The organism is Psychrobacter sp. D2 (genome assembly GCF_013608135.1).
Lineage (GTDB): Bacteria > Pseudomonadota > Gammaproteobacteria > Pseudomonadales > Moraxellaceae > Psychrobacter > Psychrobacter cryohalolentis.
Genome location: NZ_JACDXZ010000008.1, coordinates 1 through 17,789, shown reverse-complemented (window position 1 = coordinate 17,789; position 17,789 = coordinate 1). Strand labels below are relative to the sequence as shown.

9 protein-coding genes, 4 tRNA genes and 3 rRNA genes are annotated in these 17,789 nt (G+C 43.5%); 5 read left to right on the top strand and 11 right to left on the bottom strand.

Features of this window, described 5'->3' with window-relative positions; genetic code table 11:
• Window positions 1-211: 211 nt before the first annotated feature.
• From H0262_RS10315 to H0262_RS10300, 4 genes are all read left to right on the top strand, one after another.
• Complete coding sequence (locus tag H0262_RS10315; protein WP_181210689.1) at window positions 212-1,588, top strand: efflux RND transporter periplasmic adaptor subunit; 1,377 nt, start codon at window positions 212-214, stop codon at window positions 1,586-1,588.
• A 93-nt stretch (window positions 1,589-1,681) separates the two neighbouring features.
• Window positions 1,682-3,679 carry a MacB family efflux pump subunit gene (locus tag H0262_RS10310; RefSeq protein ID WP_181210688.1) on the top strand — a complete coding sequence of 666 codons (1,998 nt, stop codon included), beginning with the start codon at window positions 1,682-1,684 and terminating at the stop codon, window positions 3,677-3,679.
• A gap of 336 nt (window positions 3,680-4,015) precedes the next feature.
• Window positions 4,016-4,091: transfer RNA gene (locus H0262_RS10305), tRNA-Lys, on the top strand.
• Between the two features lie 156 nt (window positions 4,092-4,247).
• Window positions 4,248-4,323 (top strand) — tRNA-Lys (locus H0262_RS10300).
• A gap of 55 nt (window positions 4,324-4,378) precedes the next feature.
• On the opposite strand, the gene H0262_RS10295 is transcribed toward H0262_RS10300, so the two are convergent.
• Together H0262_RS10295 and H0262_RS10290 are read right to left on the bottom strand one after the other, a co-directional pair.
• Window positions 4,379-5,161 (bottom strand): MBL fold metallo-hydrolase, encoded by a 783-nt coding sequence (locus tag H0262_RS10295; protein ID WP_181210687.1) that lies wholly within the window; start codon window positions 5,159-5,161, stop codon window positions 4,379-4,381.
• 423 nt (window positions 5,162-5,584) lie between these two features.
• Window positions 5,585-7,672, bottom strand: a complete 2,088-nt coding sequence (locus H0262_RS10290) for a catalase (protein ID WP_181210686.1) — start codon at window positions 7,670-7,672, stop codon at window positions 5,585-5,587.
• 445 nt (window positions 7,673-8,117) lie between these two features.
• Between H0262_RS10290 and H0262_RS10285 the strand changes: the two genes are divergently transcribed.
• Window positions 8,118-8,915, top strand: a complete 798-nt coding sequence (locus tag H0262_RS10285) for a dienelactone hydrolase family protein (RefSeq protein ID WP_181210685.1) — start codon at window positions 8,118-8,120, stop codon at window positions 8,913-8,915.
• Between the two features lie 240 nt (window positions 8,916-9,155).
• On the opposite strand, the gene H0262_RS10280 is transcribed toward H0262_RS10285, so the two are convergent.
• From H0262_RS10280 to H0262_RS10240, 9 genes are all read right to left on the bottom strand, one after another.
• Complete coding sequence (locus H0262_RS10280) at window positions 9,156-9,809, bottom strand: DUF938 domain-containing protein (protein WP_409033827.1); 654 nt, start codon at window positions 9,807-9,809, stop codon at window positions 9,156-9,158.
• A gap of 74 nt (window positions 9,810-9,883) precedes the next feature.
• Window positions 9,884-10,348, bottom strand: a complete 465-nt coding sequence (locus H0262_RS10275; protein WP_181210684.1) for a flavodoxin family protein — start codon at window positions 10,346-10,348, stop codon at window positions 9,884-9,886.
• A 52-nt stretch (window positions 10,349-10,400) separates the two neighbouring features.
• Window positions 10,401-10,811 carry an OsmC family protein gene (locus H0262_RS10270; RefSeq protein WP_181210683.1) on the bottom strand — a complete coding sequence of 137 codons (411 nt, stop codon included), beginning with the start codon at window positions 10,809-10,811 and terminating at the stop codon, window positions 10,401-10,403.
• Between the two features lie 76 nt (window positions 10,812-10,887).
• The gene (locus tag H0262_RS10265) at window positions 10,888-12,063 is read right to left on the bottom strand and encodes a Shedu immune nuclease family protein (protein ID WP_181210682.1); all 1,176 of its coding nucleotides are present in this window, start codon (window positions 12,061-12,063) and stop codon (window positions 10,888-10,890) included.
• Window positions 12,064-12,238: 175 nt separating this feature from the next.
• Window positions 12,239-12,352, bottom strand: a 5S ribosomal RNA gene (rrf, locus tag H0262_RS10260).
• A gap of 182 nt (window positions 12,353-12,534) precedes the next feature.
• Window positions 12,535-15,396 (bottom strand): 23S ribosomal RNA (locus H0262_RS10255).
• Between the two features lie 380 nt (window positions 15,397-15,776).
• Window positions 15,777-15,852: transfer RNA gene (locus H0262_RS10250), tRNA-Ala, on the bottom strand.
• Between the two features lie 6 nt (window positions 15,853-15,858).
• Window positions 15,859-15,935, bottom strand: a tRNA-Ile gene (locus H0262_RS10245).
• Window positions 15,936-16,020: 85 nt separating this feature from the next.
• A 16S ribosomal RNA gene (locus H0262_RS10240) occupies window positions 16,021-17,559 on the bottom strand.
• The 16S, 23S and 5S rRNA genes sit together here with 2 tRNA genes alongside, the layout of an rRNA operon.
• Window positions 17,560-17,789 lie beyond the last annotated feature (230 nt).

Here is a 17,789-nt window from a genome sequence, read left to right as displayed (position 1 = left end):
TTATCAGTCAGTAACCAATAATACCTCTAAGAACGATATTATTTCTTAACCTGCTTTTTCAACGATAAACTTACTGCTTAAATCCAAATCTCCTCTGCAAAACCTGCCTCAATATTTCTTCTTAACCTTTCGCAAACTAACTCCCATTCCCTTTTGTCCGTCGAGCCTCTATTATAGTTACATTTGATTTTCTTGTTATTGGATTGTCGTCATGCGCAAAATTAGCAAAAACTCTGCTATTAAATGGGGCATTATTGCCCTCGTCATTATCGCTTTAGGGGTTTTAGCCTACAAAACCTTAAAACCAAAAGAAGTAACACCCAACTATCTAACGGCGACTGCTGAGATTGGCGATATCGAAAATAACGTTATGGCATCGGGTAAAGTTAAGGCTTTAAATACCGTCGATGTTGGTGCGCAAGTATCTGGTGAAGTGACGCGACTATTCGTTGAAGTCGGTGATGAAGTGCAAAAAGGCGATTTGATTGCGCAGATTGACCAAGTAACGCAGAAGAACAGCCTGAGCAATGAGCAAGCAAGCCTTGAGCAAAGTGAAGCGGCGCTACAAAGTGCACGAGCTGAATCATTAAGTCGTCAAGCAGGTTTAAAAAGTGCGCAGGCAGATCTTGCCAGCCGCCAAGCTGAGTTAAGACAAGCGCAAGCAGATTTTTCACGCTTGCAAGGCTTACTCGCTATCGACGCGATATCACAGCAGGATTATGATACTCAAGGGACAAAGGTACAAACTGCGCAGGCAGCAGTCGCCAATGCGCGTGCCTCTATCGATACTGCTAAAGCCGCTATTGCCACTACTGCAGCGAATATTAACAGCCAGCAGGCGGCGTTACGTAAATCTCAAACCAACGTCAGCACCGCGCAAGAAGATTTAAGCTACACCACCATTCGCGCGCCGATGTCAGGTACTGTAGTATCGGTAACGACTGAGCAAGGGACGACGGTCAATGCCAATCAAAGTGCACCGACCATTGTGACCTTAGCTGATTTATCTACCGTACGCATCAATGCCCAAATCTCTGAAGCTGATGTCATTAATGTCAAAGCGGGCTTGCCTGTTTATTTTAATATCATCGGTAATCCCGACCAAAAATATGATTCGATCCTTAAAGCGATTGAACCGGCTCCTGAGAAAATCAGTGATACCAGCTCGACCGATGCCGCCATTTATTACGTTGGTTATATCGAAGTGCCCAATACCGAGCGCCGCTTTCGTATCGATATGACCGCGCAAGTTTATATTGTCATTAACCAAGCAAAAGACGCGCTGCTTATCCCTTCTGCCGCACTGCAACCTGCCAGTAAAACTGGAAAATCTAAAAATTCAAAAAATCTGACTACTAAGAATACTACGGCGAATGCTGACAGTGATTCTACGGCGACTATGGCAAATGTACGCGTTCTTAAAGCTGATGGCACAGTGGTTGAACAAACTGTCAAAGTCGGTATCAATAACCGCGTCAATGCGGAGATATTGAGCGGTCTTAAGAAGGGTGACGAGGTTATCTTAAGCGAAGAGGGACCAGATAGTGGCAGCAAAGGCAGTGGTGGCAGAGGCGGCCGACCATTTTAGCCCTAACTCCAGAATCAGATAGAACAAGATTTAAATGAATTTAAATTAGCGACAAATCAGCTTTGATATTGATTAAGATAAGCAGGATAGTAAATGAGCAGCCAAGATCTTTATGCTAACGCCGTTACTGATAAGCCTTTGATGCAAGTCAAAGGCTTGATTAGAGAGTTTAAAGCCGGCGAGCAGACCATTCGTGTATTGCACGATATCAATCTAACCATCCATCAAGGCGAGATGGTGGCTATTATTGGACAATCAGGCTCAGGCAAATCAACCTTGATGAATATTTTGGGCTGCTTGGATCAAGCGACTGCCGGCGATTATCAAGTATTTGGTCAATCCGTGAATCGTTTAGTCCCTGATGAGCTGGCAAAACTGCGCCGTGAACATTTTGGTTTTATTTTTCAGCGTTACCATCTATTGGGTGACATCAGTGCCCGTGACAATGTCTCTGTGCCTGCTGTCTATGCAGGGATGGATGGTCAAGCGCGCAATGAGCGTGCCGAAAAGCTCTTATCAGACTTGGGACTGGCGGACAAAGTCAATAATCGCCCAAGCCAGTTATCGGGTGGTCAGCAGCAGCGTGTGTCCATCGCAAGGGCATTGATGAACGGCGGTGATATTATCTTAGCGGATGAGCCGACAGGCGCGCTAGATAGCAATTCAGGCAAAGATGTCGTACAAATTTTAAAAGACTTAAATGCGCAAGGTCATACCATTATTATGGTAACGCATGACCCCAGTCTTGCTGCTCAAGCTGAACGCGTGATTGAAATCAAAGACGGTTATATCATTGCCGATTATAAAAACGAAGACTATCAGCGTCCAGCAGCACAACCTGCGTCGATAATAGACAAACACCGTAAAAGTGCTTTTGGCAGCTTTATCGACCGCTTGCTTGAATCGTTTAAAATGTCTTTACTTGCTATGCGTGCGCACAAAATGCGTACTCTGCTGACAATGCTAGGTATCATCATTGGTATCGCCTCTGTGGTGTCGGTTGTCGGGCTCGGTAAAGGCTCACAAGAGCAGATATTATCCAATATCAGCTCACTAGGTACCAATACCATCACAGTCACCGACGGCTACCCTTACGGCGATCCTAGACGTCAGTATAATGATGATAACTTGACCCCACAGGATGCCCAAGCGGTTGCAGATCAGCCTTATGTACTTAGTGTCAGTCCACAGCTGAATAGCAATATGAGCGTCCGCTATCGTAATGTCCAAGAAGCCGCCAGTATCAGCGGAGTAGGTAAAGATTATCTCGATGTCAGTGGTGAAACATTGGCAATGGGTCAAGGCTTTGATGAACAAAGCATCTTACGCCGCACCCAAGATATTATTATCGACAGCAATGCACATAAAACCTTCTTTCCTACTATAGCAAACCCTATCGGTGAGGTACTATTAATAGGGAGTGTTCCTGGACGCGTGATCGGGGTACTGAAGCCAAACGAAGGCGGGTTTAGTAGAAGCGTCGACACCCCTACTTTATATATGCCCTATACCACTATGATGTCACGGCTCATAGGCAGCGCCTATATCGAGAGTTTTATTGCGCTGATTGATAATAACATCTCCTCTTCTGCCGCTGAGTCTGCCATCTCAGATCTGATGACAAGCCGTCACGGTACCGATGATTTTCGCATACGCAACTCCGACTCTATCCGTCAAACCATTGAGTCTACAACGGCAGCATTGACCTTGCTAATATCCTCTATCGCCATTATCTCGCTGATTGTCGGCGGTATTGGCGTTATGAATATCATGTTGGTATCCGTGACCGAGCGCACCAATGAGATTGGCGTACGTATGGCAGTCGGTGCTCGTCAAAGCGATATCATGCAGCAGTTTTTGATTGAAGCCATTTTGGTCTGTATATTAGGTGGTCTATTAGGTATTGGTATGGCGTTTGCTATTGGCGAGCTGATTAACCGTGTTGGTGGTGATAGTTTTAAAGTCATTTATTCTTCGACCTCCATTATTGCCGCCTTTGTTTGTTCGACACTTATTGGCGTGGTATTTGGATTCTTGCCTGCCCGTAATGCCGCCAAATTGGATCCAGTAGAAGCACTCTCTAGAGATTAGTAAGATATTAAGCAAAAATTTTCAAACATCATTTTTAAAATAACAAACTATCCGCGATAATAGGTGACTCGATAGCCAAATAAGGGTCAAAGTTAAAAATTATGCATTATTATCTAAGATTTTTAACTTTTTTGCTGATTCGGGGTTGTATTTGTCTTAATTATATATATAATGTGCTCTCACGTTTAGAGATACAAATTATCTAAATGTGAAACGAGTTTGATGCCTTTTTTGATATTGAGTAGTCAATAAAGAAAGACTTTAAGCTTACCGAAAATTTCCTTAAAAGAATTTTCTCTTGTAGAGTTAAAAAGCAGTGCTTTTTTATACTCTTCAGGGCCGATAGCTCAGTTGGTAGAGCAGTTGACTTTTAATCAATTGGTCCCGCGTTCGAGTCGCGGTCGGCCCACCATCTTTAGTATTACCCTTATTATATATGCTACTCTATCCGGTAGTAGTGTAATAAGTTTAAAGACATCCTTTTTGATGTCTAGTTTTAATAAATTTCTCTTTAAGGAAATTTATCTTGCGAAGCTAAAATTGTCATACAATTTTTTAACGCTTCTCAGGGCCGATAGCTCAGTTGGTAGAGCAGTTGACTTTTAATCAATTGGTCCCGCGTTCGAGTCGCGGTCGGCCCACCATATTCGAAAAGCCCAATCATTTAATGATTGGGCTTTTTTTGTTTGTATTATTTGATTAAGGGGTATCTACTCTTTTACGAGCAAATTTAACTTGTGCAAGCATGAGCTTAAAACCATTTTGTAGGGTTGTTTTGCGTGGTGCGTTCGGTGCCCGTTCTATCAATTTTTCGAAGTCTTTATCGCTAAGCTTAACTCTTTTATCATGTGCCAGTAATAAAGTATCTGGTTGCAGTGCTTTTACCTTGTCCAATGACGCGCGATAAGCGTCAGGTAAGGTAATTAAATAAGGCGAGACAAATCTATTTTTGATGATTAATATGAGATCGGCGGTATACGCCTGCTTGCTTTGCGGATGCCATAAAGACAAGTCCCGATCGGTATGCCCTGGCGTCTCCAAGACGATCCAATCGTCAAAACTTGGCACACTGTCACCATCTTGAACAGTGACATCCGCTTTTAAAATGGGGTGGTACCAGACGTTGGTCATAGACTTATTTTGGCGACTGGCGACATAATAAGTCAATCCCAAATCATTTAGATGGGCAATTCTACCCAAAACACCATGGTACCAAGGCTTTTCGGACATTGCGGTAACTATCTGACAGCCGGTTTTTTGCTGCAACAGCTTAGCGCCGCCCGCATGATCGGGATGCATATGTGTGACCATGACTGTCTTAAGTTGCTCAACTGGACGTTTCAGAGTGTCGGTAATATACGCTAAAATCTTATCGACATCACATCGACACCCTGAATCTAACAATAATAACTTGTCAGGATAAACCGCCATATACGTTGTCTGAATATATCCCTCTATCGCAACGATATCTACTAAACTCATAATATCCCTTTATCTAATATAACGCTTATATTAGCCATTTAAATATCCATATCTAGTTAATTCTAAATAAAACAGATTCGTTATATTCCAAGGCAGTACTGGTATAAATTTTTCTGGCTTGCTGTGCCTAAGCCGACAGAGGCTGCGTAAAATTTATCCCAGTACTACTGTATCGTTTTAATACTGAATTCATTATATGAAAGCAAAGGCTGCATTTAACCTGCTTATTCACGCCTTATTACTGATTTTATTAAACAATATGATTGATGATTATAACGTTCAATAAAGGTTTAGAAGTAATATTCAGTGAACGCTTGTGACTAAAAACTATTTAGGCTGAAGAATAAAAAATTCTCATAAAAAAACCCAGCACAGTGGCTGAGTTCATTGTTGGAGATTTAAATACGAATATATTAAGCCAAATTAAGCTAAGTCACGAACCTTTGGCTCACGTTCCCATAAGCGCGATTTGGCATTTTCAATAAAGACGTCTATATCAGATAGTGGCGTGACGAACGCATCTTTTTCAATCGGTAGTTTACTTAAGATAAACTCGTCCGTTGCCCCGCAATAAGAAATCGCTTTACAGTGTACATAAGCATCCGTGAACCAATCTAACGTAGCACTGTCTTTAGCCAACTTCTTAGCTTGGTCAGGCATGATGATACTAACCACGGCATCAAACATCACGGATGGCCCCCCTGCTACACGCTCATCAGCTTGTATGATGGTATCATCGTCCAATTTGACTTCTTTATTCGGTGCAATAATTTTGACACTAGCACCTTGCGCTTGCGCTGCTTTCTCATACTTCTCTATTTCACTATGCTTTGAGCCTTCCGCTACCAAAATACCAATCATGCGACCCTTTAAGCTCTTAGGTGACAGACCAATCGTTCTTACGGCTGGAGAGATTTCCATATCTTGAATAGGTGCGGCAGATTCAGCAGCTTCCGGCAGCTCCATACCCAACGCTTTTGCTACGCGACTTGCCAAATCTTCATCGATATTACGTAGATGACTAAGCGTACGACTACGGACATGCGCTGTATCTACTTTACCTAGCTCAAAAGCATAGGCTGAGGCAATGTGTGCTTGTTCAACTGTCGTTTGGCTGCGATAGAACATACGTGGCTGACTATAATGATCCGCGAAGCTCTCAGCGCGCACGCGACCTTTAACACCATCATCTAGCGTCTCAGCAAAAGACGCAAAGCCTTTCTTCACACTCTCACGTGGTCTGGTAGGATCAAGACTTTGTGGCTCATAAAGCACGCGCGTTTTTGGCACTTGCATCTGCATATGACCATCTTGCTGATTATTAGCAAATGGACATTTTGGTGCATTGATTGGAATTTGTGCAAAATTTGGTGAGCCTAAGCGCGATAACTGAGTGTCCAAGTAGCTGAACAGACGACCTTGTAATAAGGGATCATTACTAAAATCGATACCCGGCGGTACATGCGATGGACAGAAAGCCACTTGCTCTGTTTCAGCAAAGAAATTATCAGGATAACGATTTAGTACCATTTTACCAACGATTTTAACGGGCACCATTTCTTCTGGAATCAGCTTAGTCGCATCTAAATGGTCGAACGGAAAGTCATTGGCTTCTTCTTCCGTGAATAATTGCACGCCAAATTCCCATTCAGGGAAATCACCGTTATTAATCGATTCAAACAAATCGCGGCGATGATAATCAGGATCGGCACCAGAGATTTTTACCGCTTCATCCCATGTCGTTGATTGTACGCCAAGCACTGGTTTCCAGTGGAAACGCATAAAGGTACTTTTGCCTTCTTTATTAATTAGGCGATAACTATGAATACCAAAACCTTCAATCATGCGTAAGCTACGTGGTATCCCGCGATCACTCATCAACCAAATGACGTTGTGCATGGTTTCAGGACTTAATGAGACAAAATCCCAAAACGTATCATGAGCGGACGCCGCTTGCGGAAAACCACGATCCGGCTCAGGTTTAACTGCATGGACAAGATCTGGGAATTTCATTGCATCTTGGATAAAGAAAATCGGCATGTCATTACCGACCAAATCCCAGTTGCCTTCTTCGGTATAAACTTTTACTGAAAAGCCACGTACATCACGCGGTGTATCTTTTGAGCCTTTGCTACCTGCAACAGTTGAAAAACGCGTAAATAGTGGCGTTTGTTTGCCAGTCTCAGTCAAAATTTTAGCGGTGGTATATTCTTCTAATGATTCGGTCAGCTCAAAATAACCGTGTGCGGCACTACCACGCGCATGCACAATGCGCTCAGGAATACGCTCATGGTCAAAGTGATGGATCTTTTCACGTAAGACAAAATCCTCTAATAGCGTTGGACCGCGCGGTCCTGCTTTGAGTGAGTTTTGATTGTCCGAGATTGGCACACCTTGCTGGGTGGTGAGTACTTTGGTGTCATCACCTGCACGTTGATGGGTTTCACCACCATTGCCACGTTCCATATTCATGTCTTTAGCGGGGTCGGTATGATCAATATTCTTATTCATAAAATATCCTAGCTAGCTGATGAGTAAAAATGGACTATAACTAGACCATTTAATAAGCGCTAACACAGTTTTTATATCCGTAGCGATAGTGGCGACTTCAAATGTCCGTTTATTTTCTGTGTTGTAGCACGGTTAAAGATAAAAACTGATTCAAGCACTCTTAAGATAGCAATGCTGAGCTCAACAATTATCTTACTCAAAAATTTTGCTCAGGTATGTCAACTATATGGTTAAGCGTGTTGATATTTGGTTAAGAAAAACAGGCATTAGTTAAAACTATAAACGATAGAAACACTTATTATTTTTAACAATATAGCGTTGTTATGTCGTTATTCTTTACGCTATCCTGTAAAAGGTGTCTGCTCATTAGGGTTAAAAGGGTGGATCGGTTTTGAAATAGGCTATTTTTCACTGACATTTTTTAACTAATATAATGAGGCTACCCATGAGATTCACATTCACTTCTATTAAATCATCTAAGCGCTACGGCGAAAAATTATTGTACAGCGCCTCTGTAGGCTTAACAGCACTACTACTTAGCCAAACAGCGGCAGCGATTACCACTAAAAATGTCACTTATACGGTAGATAATCAACCCTATGAGGGCTATTACGCCAAAGCCGATAAACCCAATGCGCCATTTATATTACTGATTCATGATTGGGATGGGCTCACCGATTATGAGCGCAAGCGCGCTGATATGTTGGCAAGTGAGGGCTATAACGTACTGGCTGCTGATATGTTTGGGCAAGGTATCCGCCCGACAACTATTGAAGACAATAAACGCTTAACCGGTGTACTATATGACGATCGCAGCAAAATGCGCCGCTTACTTCAAGGCGCATTGAACGCCGGTCAAGCGCAAGGCAATGATGCACGCACAGGTATAACGATGGGCTATTGTTTTGGTGGTACAGTTGCTTTAGAGTTAGCACGCTCAGGATTCCCACAAAAAGCGTTTGTCCCTTTCCATGGTGCCTTTGATACCCCAATAGGTCAAAGTTATGATAAGACGACTGGCGAGATATTGGTATTTCATGGTTCTGCGGATGAATCCGTCTCCCTTGAAAGCTTTGCCACTTTGGGTAAGACGTTAGAAGCGGCAAAAGTGCGACATGAGATGCTAACCTATAGTGGTGCGCCACATGCCTTTAGTGTGTTTGGCAGTGATAGATATGATGCCCGTGCTGATGAGCGTTCTTGGAAACGTTATTTAGATTTTTTAGCAGAAGCCTATAAATAATTTGACTGTATATAATTTAAATACAGTAAATTCAGTATTAAAACGATACAGCGGAATGGGAATAAATTTTTCGTAGGCTCTATCGGCGTAGGCACAGCACGCCAGAAATCTTTGTACCTGTTCCGCGTTGCAATATAACGCATCTTTTTTATTTGGGATCAATTATAGATATAAAAAAAAGACTTCTCAATCAAGATCTTATAACGATCGATTAAGAGGTCTTTTTATGCCAAAGCTTCATTATCTAATTTTTTGAAATACCAATAGCTGGTTATTAGCGGGCATCGCATATTTATCAGATAGGTTTAGATGATATGTCTTTGCCAAAGCTATTATGTCTTCTAAATGACGAATGCCGCTCTTTGGATCGCGTTGTCTGAGACTACTATCAAACTGCTGATTACCCGCGCTGGTATAATGTCCGTTTTCATTAAATGGTCCATATACGATTAACTTTCCATTAATAGGTAAAGCCTCACCTACTAACTTAAACAACTTTTCCACCAACAACCATGAAATGATATGCAGGGTGTTGGCGGTAAATACCGCATCATAGGGCTGATTGCTAGCAAGACTCATCGGTAATGAATCCACTGGCAAATCAAAAGCCAGTGGTGCATATAAATTGGGCACAGGATAAGCGGTATGCCAAGCACTGATAGTGGCATGATGCGCTGACACATCACTGGTCTGCCATGTTAAACGCGCTAATCTCGGTGCGAAATATACACTATGCTGACCTGTCCCTGAACCGACTTCTAATACATGAGTAAAGTTTTGCAACTCTTGCTGTAAAATTTCCAAAATCGGCTGCTTATTGTTTTCACACGCTTGAGAAAACGGCATACCAACAGGAGCAATAGATTGGCTATTATCTAAATCATTATTAAACACTGCTAATATCCTTATATACCTTAGTTATCACAGCTTTGATAGGAATAATGGCGACAAGCAAAGCATTAAAAAAACTAGTAAATACCCGCCTCTACTCCAGCTGCCAGCGTCATCGCAAGCTCTTTAACTTGCTCAGTAAATGCCTCTTGCCAATCGCCTTGTAAAATCAGCGCTTCTTGAATCCATTCCCAACGCAGTCCAGTGGTAATCGTCTTCATCGCAAGTTTGGTGCCCGTACCATCATGTCCTGCACGAATATATAACGCAAATGGCATACCCTGTTTCTTCTCTAACACCGGATAATAACAGCGATCAAAAAAGTCTTTGGTCAGCCCTGCCATATAAGCCAAGTTCTCAGTCGTCCCTAGTAGTAGCGCATCTGCCGCCAGCACATCTTCAGGCTGGGTATCTTGTGGTGACTTCAATATGACATTGATATCTATATCGGGATGATTGGCACCATCATAAGCCGCTTGTGCCAATTTTTTGGTATTAGGCGATGGCGCATGAGCGACGATAAGCAAGGTTTTGCTAGCCATATTAATCACCATTATAGAGGTTACTAGGTTTTTGAATTAGTAGTTCTTGGAATCAATAGCTCTTAGAATTAATAGTCACCTTTTGCATAATATCAGGATGAATACTTTTCGCAACCGGACAAGTCAGCGCAGTGTTATAGAATATCTTTTGCGTCTTATCATCCAACTCTTTATTAAAAGTAATAGCGATATGTACTTCACTGACACGTCTTGGGTCAGCTACCATTACTTTCATTACTTCAGCGGTCGTCCCTACAATATCGATTTCCATATCACGAGCTTTGATACCAATAATAGTGAGCATACAACTGGCTAAGCTGGTCGCCAATAAATCAGTCGGTGAAAAAGCTTCGCCCTTACCTTGATTGTCAGTCGGTGCATCGGTAATGATTTGATTATTCGACTGTGGATGGATGGCTTGGGTGCGTAAATCGCCTTGATAAGTTACTTTTGAAGTTGTCATAGGGTTCTCTTTGATGGTTATTGTAGCGATAAGTTCATACGAAAAAAATTCACTTACATCAGAATTAAAAAAAAGGTTATTCGCTTGCAGCACCCTGCTGATTTTGATTATGAAGCACAATGAATCTAGCACGTTCATATAACTCATCAAAAGTAATTATTTCTGGGCTTGATATATTTTTTCTAAAAAGCTCGAATGATCTAAGTTTATCTTTATTTATTCCATTCTCAGTCAAGAACTCTCCCATATTTCCAATCACGAGATAAGCTTTCGGCTGATAATTATATATATCTTCACCTTTTGGATTACCTAACTTATCGTTTAGACTAACCTTGTTAGTGAGACTATCGACAGCAGAAGCTACCGTTCCTTGTACTTGAGCGATTGCACCAGCCAACTCTTTTGAAGGTGCCCAACAACCAGTTCTATATGGCTTAGAGTCAAGCAATTGAGTTGTATGCGTTTTTATCTCTACAAAGCAAAGGTTTGATATAATACCTTTGGTCTTCATAAGAGCATCAACACGCTTACCATGACTATTTACGTTGTGACCTTGCACTACCTGTTCTAGTTTTTTGTCGTCTAGTCCTTCTATGAAAATATAGCCAAGGCCATAACCGAATATCCAAGGATTTTTCTCGAAGTAATACTGCCAAAGTCCTTCATTGGTTGTTTTTTTTCTGTCTTTAATTTCTTCAAACCATTTTGAGTCATTTAATAATTTTTCATACCACTCAAGTTGCTTCTTTCGAAATCCTACTGAAATAATATCTTCTTTTGTGACTTCCGAACGAAGTACCTCAGTAAACAATTCATGATTTTCTTGAATTATCTTCTTAGCTTGACTATCTGATAATATAATTTTTTTCAACTCTTCATCTTTGATGTTCATTGGTGATGAGCGGTCTAAATTAACTGATTGTATATTATGTATAAACTCAAGAAGCTTGCCAATTTCTTCATTCACAAACGAAAAGCTTAGACTATGCGGATTGTCCGTTCCAACAGTATACTTCTGTATATTTAGTACAAAAACATCTCTTGAATCTTCAATAAACTTCGCTGTTATATACGACTTTGCATTCTCTTTGTGGCGAAGTACGACTTCATCTTTAACCTTCACGAAAGTATAAGCATCTGGCGATTCAATTAGTTTTGAAGCAATACGTACTTTTTTAGTAGAATCTCGAAAGGCATCTAGTTTTGGGCTTATATATGTTTTTCCAGCTTGAGGGTTTTTATAGTCATCCATTTTGAATACACTCTAAATATTTAATATTATTAAAAGCTAGAAATCCAATGTAACAAGAAAACCTATTTTATGCACTTTATTAAAATCCAAAAGCAAAATTAACTTTTTTTCCAAAACGTCAGGCAAAGAAAAACCCCCGCCTAGATAACTAGTCGGGGGATATTTCAGAATAGAGAGCTGACGATGACCTACTCTCACATGGGCGAACCACACTACCATTGGCGCGACGATGTTTCACTTCTGAGTTCGGGAAGGGATCAGGTGGTTCCATCGTGCTATTGTCGTCAGCAAAGGGGGTTAGATATGAGTCTGTTATTATTGTTTTGACGTCAAGATATTATCTATTGGTCGACCAACTTGTAACCTAACTGAATCAAGGTTAAAGGTGATATCGAAATTATATATATTCTATAGCCTAGGCTATACAAGATAGATTAATTAGAGCTTTCATACAAACCACTTGGGTGTTGTATGGTCAAGCCAAACGAGCAATTAGTACAGGTTAGCTACACACATCGCTGTGCTTCCACACCCTGCCTATCAACGTCGTAGTCTTCAACGGCTCTTTAGGGAAATCTAATCTTGAGGTGGGCTTCTCGCTTAGATGCTTTCAGCGATTATCCCATCCGAACGTAGCTACCGGGCAATGCCACTGGCGTGACAACCCGAACACCAGAGGTTCGTCCACTCTGGTCCTCTCGTACTAGGAGCAGATCCTCTCAAATTTCCAACGCCCACGGTAGATAGGGACCGAACTGTCTCACGACGTTCTAAACCCAGCTCGCGTACCTCTTTAAATGGCGAACAGCCATACCCTTAGGACCTGCTTCAGCCCTAGGATGAGATGAGCCGACATCGAGGTGCCAAACACCGCCGTCGATATGAACTCTTGGGCGGTATCAGCCTGTTATCCCCAGAGTACCTTTTATCCGTTGAGCGATGGCCCTTCCATACAGAACCACCGGATCACTAAGACCTACTTTCGTACCTGCTCGACTTGTGGGTCTCGCAGTTAAGCGCGCTTTTGCCTTTATACTCTACGACCGATTTCCGACCGGTCTGAGCGCACCTTCGTACTCCTCCGTTACTCTTTAGGAGGAGACCGCCCCAGTCAAACTACCCACCATACATTGTCCTCGGTATTGTTATACCTGAGTTAGAACCCCAACATGACCAGGGTGGTATTTCAAGATTGGCTCCACAAACACTAGCGTGTCTGCTTCAAAGCCTCCCACCTATCCTGCACAAGTCAGGTCAAAGTTCAATGTAAAGCTGTAGTAAAGGTTCACGGGGTCTTTCCGTCTAGCCGCGGGTACACAGCATCTTCACTGCGATTTCGATTTCACTGAGTCTCTGCTGGAGACAGCGCTGCCATCATTATGTCATTCGTGCAGGTCGGAACTTACCCGACAAGGAATTTCGCTACCTTAGGACCGTTATAGTTACGGCCGCCGTTTACTGGGGCTTCGATCAAGAGCTTCGCTTACGCTAACCCCATCAATTAACCTTCCAGCACCGGGCAGACATCACACCCTATACGTCCACTTTCGTGTTTGCAGAGTGCTGTGTTTTTAATAAACAGTTGCAGCAGCCTGGTATCTGCGACTGCCAACAGCTCAAGGAGCAAGTCCTATCACCATCGGCAGCGTACCTTCTCCCGAAGTTACGGTACCATTTTGCCTAGTTCCTTCAGCAGAGTTCTCTCAAGCGCCTTGGTATTCTCTACCTGATCACCTGTGTCGGTTTAGGGTACGATTCGTTTATAACTATTGCTTAGAAGCTTTTCCTGGAAGCATGGTATTTGCCACTTCGCTGTACAAGTACAGCTTGCTATCAGATCTCAGCATAATGACAGTCCGGATTTGCCTAAACTGTCTGCCTACATCCTTTCACCTGGACAACCAACGCCAGGCTGACATAACCTACTCCGTCCCTCCATCGCATTATAAACAAGTATCGGAATATTAACCGATTTCCCATCGACTACGCCTTTCGGCCTCGCCTTAGGGGTCGACTCACCCAGCCCCGATTAACGTTGGACTGGAACCCTTGATCTTCCGGCGTGCGAGCTTTTCACTCGCATTATCGTTACTCACGTCAGCATTCGCTCTTGTGATACCTCCAGCATGCCTTACGACACACCTTCACAGGCTTACACAACGCTCCCCTACCACTTGAAAACAAATTCAAATCCGCAGCTTCGGCTCCTAGTTTGAGCCCCGTTACATCTTCCGCGCGGGCCGACTCGACTAGTGAGCTATTACGCTTTCTTTAAAGGATGGCTGCTTCTAAGCCAACCTCCTAGCTGTCTATGCCTTCCCACCTCGTTTCCCACTTAACTAGGAATTTGGGGCCTTAGCTGGCGGTCTGGGTTGTTTCCCTCTCCACAATGGACGTTAGCACCCACTGTGTGTCTCCCGGATATCACTCATCGGTATTCGGAGTTTGCATCGGTTTGGTAAGTCGGTATGACCCCCTAGCCGAAACAGTGCTCTACCCCCAATGGTGTTCGTCCGAGGCGCTACCTAAATAGCTTTCGGGGAGAACCAGCTATCACCGAGTTTGATTAGCCTTTCACCCCTATCCACAAGTCATCCCCTAGCTTTTCAACGATAGTGGGTTCGGTCCTCCGGTGCCTGTTACGGCACTTTCAACCTGCTCATGGATAGATCACTCGGTTTCGGGTCTATGCCCTGCAACTAAACGCCCTATTAAGACTCGGTTTCCCTACGGCTCCCCTAAACGGTTAACCTTGCTACAGAACATAAGTCGCTGACCCATTATACAAAAGGTACGCGGTCACCCTAATAAATTAAGGCTCCCACTGCTTGTACGCACACGGTTTCAGGTTCTATTTCACTCCCCTCACAGGGGTTCTTTTCGCCTTTCCCTCACGGTACTGGTTCACTATCGGTCAGTCAGGAGTATTTAGCCTTGGAGGATGGTCCCCCCATCTTCAAACAGGATTTCTCGTGTCCCGCCCTACTTAATATGTTAACGCTAATGTTTCGAATACAGGACTATCACCTACTACGGTCAGCTTTCCCACGCTGTTCTTCTACATTAGCATTAATCGGCTTCTCCCCGTTCGCTCGCCGCTACTTGGGGAATCTCATTTGATGTCTTTTCCTAAGGGTACTGAGATGTTTCACTTCCCCTCGTTTGCCTCTTGTACAAGTACAAGATACCTACCTTATGGTAGGTGGGTTTCCCCATTCAGAAATCTCCGGATCACAGGATATTGCCGCCTCCCCGAAGCTTATCGCAGGCTGTCACGTCTTTCATCGCCTCTGACTGCCAAGGCATCCACCATGTGCGCTTCATTACTTGACCATACAACCCCAAGTAGTCTTTCTCTAACCTTTATTACTAAAGATAGGAGTTAGATTTCTAAGTGCTATATAAGTCTAATTATGATAACGATATCACCTAATTTTATACGCTTGATTCAGTTCTCTTTACTTTTTTAATAACTCACCACTGGGATAACAACTGATGTCGTTAAGTAGTGAGTTATTAAGGTTAGAAACAACGCGTGAACACGTGTTCCTAACCCAGACTCATATCTATGTTTTTAAATAGTCTCTATGCTCTCGTCGAGTCACAGATTCTGTATAAAACAGAAAGAAGTAATCTTGTCTTTGTTAAGACGAATCACTTGTTTCTATTTGATACCTATTTATTTATTAGCATCTAAAGAATAGTTTATTATGTGGTGGAGCCAAACGGAGTCGAACCGTTGACCTCCTGCGTGCAAGGCAGGCGCTCTACCAACTGAGCTATGGCCCCTAATAATGGTAGGCCTGGGCAGACTTGAACTGCCGACCCCCGCGTTATCAACACGGTGCTCTAACCAGCTGAGCTACAGGCCTGTGCGAGGCATATACCTCTAGCTAATAAACTAGCTTAAACTAAAGAACAACTTGTTGTGAATTCTTGCTGACCGAATGCCATCTATAAGGAGGTGATCCAGCCGCAGGTTCCCCTACGGCTACCTTGTTACGACTTCACCCCAGTCATCAACCACACCGTGGTGAACGCTCCCCCGAAGGTTAAGCTATCCACTTCTGGTGCAATCAACTCCCATGGTGTGACGGGCGGTGTGTACAAGGCCCGGGAACGTATTCACCGCGGCATTCTGATCCGCGATTACTAGCGATTCCTACTTCATGGAGTCGAGTTGCAGACTCCAATCTGGACTACGATAGGCTTTTTGAGATTCGCATCACATCGCTGTGTAGCTGCCCTCTGTACCTACCATTGTAGCACGTGTGTAGCCCTGGTCGTAAGGGCCATGATGACTTGACGTCGTCCCCGCCTTCCTCCAGTTTGTCACTGGCAGTATCCTTAGAGTTCCCGGCTTAACCCGCTGGTAACTAAGGACAAGGGTTGCGCTCGTTGCGGGACTTAACCCAACATCTCACGACACGAGCTGACGACAGCCATGCAGCACCTGTATTCTAATTCCCGAAGGCACTCCCGCATCTCTGCAGGATTCTAGATATGTCAAGACCAGGTAAGGTTCTTCGCGTTGCATCGAATTAAACCACATGCTCCACCGCTTGTGCGGGCCCCCGTCAATTCATTTGAGTTTTAACCTTGCGGCCGTACTCCCCAGGCGGTCTACTTATTGCGTTAGCTGCGTCACTAAGTCCTCAAGGGACCCAACGACTAGTAGACATCGTTTACGGCGTGGACTACCAGGGTATCTAATCCTGTTTGCTACCCACGCTTTCGAGCCTCAGTGTCAGTATTATGCCAGAAGGCTGCCTTCGCCATCGGTATTCCTCCAGATCTCTACGCATTTCACCGCTACACCTGGAATTCTACCTTCCTCTCACATACTCTAGCTCAACAGTATCAGATGCAGTTCCCAGGTTGAGCCCGGGGATTTCACATCTGACTTATCGAGCCACCTACGCTCCCTTTACGCCCAGTAATTCCGATTAACGCTTGCACCCTCTGTATTACCGCGGCTGCTGGCACAGAGTTAGCCGGTGCTTATTCTGCAGCTAATGTCATCGTCTCCGGGTATTAACCGAAGAGTCTTCTTCACTGCTTAAAGTGCTTTACAACCAAAAGGCCTTCTTCACACACGCGGCATGGCTGGATCAGGGTTTCCCCCATTGTCCAATATTCCCCACTGCTGCCTCCCGTAGGAGTCCGGGCCGTGTCTCAGTCCCGGTGTGGCTGATCATCCTCTCAGACCAGCTACAGATCGTCGCCATGGTAGGCCTTTACCCCACCATCTAGCTAATCCGACTTAGGCTCATCTAATAGCGAGAGCAGTAAACTGCCCCCTTTCTCCCGTAGGTCGTATGCGGTATTAATACGAGTTTCCCCGTGCTATCCCCCACTACTAGGTAGATTCCTAAGTATTACTCACCCGTCCGCCGCTCGACGCCTGATAGCAAGCTATCATCGTTTCCGCTCGACTTGCATGTGTTAAGCCTGCCGCCAGCGTTCAATCTGAGCCATGATCAAACTCTTCAGTTTAATCTTGCTATGAAGTCCTTTAAAGAGACTTCTAAACTTGGCTCATCTAATCTGGCAAAATCGCTAAAAATTATGTTCGTAATGAATTAACTTTGAGTTTTTTTACTGTCTTAAATGATAATTTTTATAGTTAGAATCCTATCGAAAAGATAGTCAACCAACTTTATTTTTTAGCATTCTGAATCAGCAAAAATCCACACAAGTTGTTCTTTAGTTATGCTTTTAAATAA

Excerpts from the sequence above, each read along its gene's own strand:
- H0262_RS10270 (WP_181210683.1), bottom strand. The coding sequence starts at position 10,811 with ATGACAACTTCAAAAGTAACTTATCAAGGCGATTTACGCACCCAAGCC.
- H0262_RS10310 (WP_181210688.1), top strand. The coding sequence starts at position 1,682 with ATGAGCAGCCAAGATCTTTATGCTAACGCCGTTACTGATAAGCCTTTG.
- H0262_RS10295 (WP_181210687.1), bottom strand. The coding sequence starts at position 5,161 with ATGAGTTTAGTAGATATCGTTGCGATAGAGGGATATATTCAGACAACG.
- H0262_RS10265 (WP_181210682.1), bottom strand. The coding sequence starts at position 12,063 with ATGGATGACTATAAAAACCCTCAAGCTGGAAAAACATATATAAGCCCA.
- H0262_RS10290 (WP_181210686.1), bottom strand. The coding sequence starts at position 7,672 with ATGAATAAGAATATTGATCATACCGACCCCGCTAAAGACATGAATATG.
- H0262_RS10275 (WP_181210684.1), bottom strand. The coding sequence starts at position 10,348 with ATGGCTAGCAAAACCTTGCTTATCGTCGCTCATGCGCCATCGCCTAAT.
- H0262_RS10285 (WP_181210685.1), top strand. The coding sequence starts at position 8,118 with ATGAGATTCACATTCACTTCTATTAAATCATCTAAGCGCTACGGCGAA.
- H0262_RS10315 (WP_181210689.1), top strand. The coding sequence starts at position 212 with ATGCGCAAAATTAGCAAAAACTCTGCTATTAAATGGGGCATTATTGCC.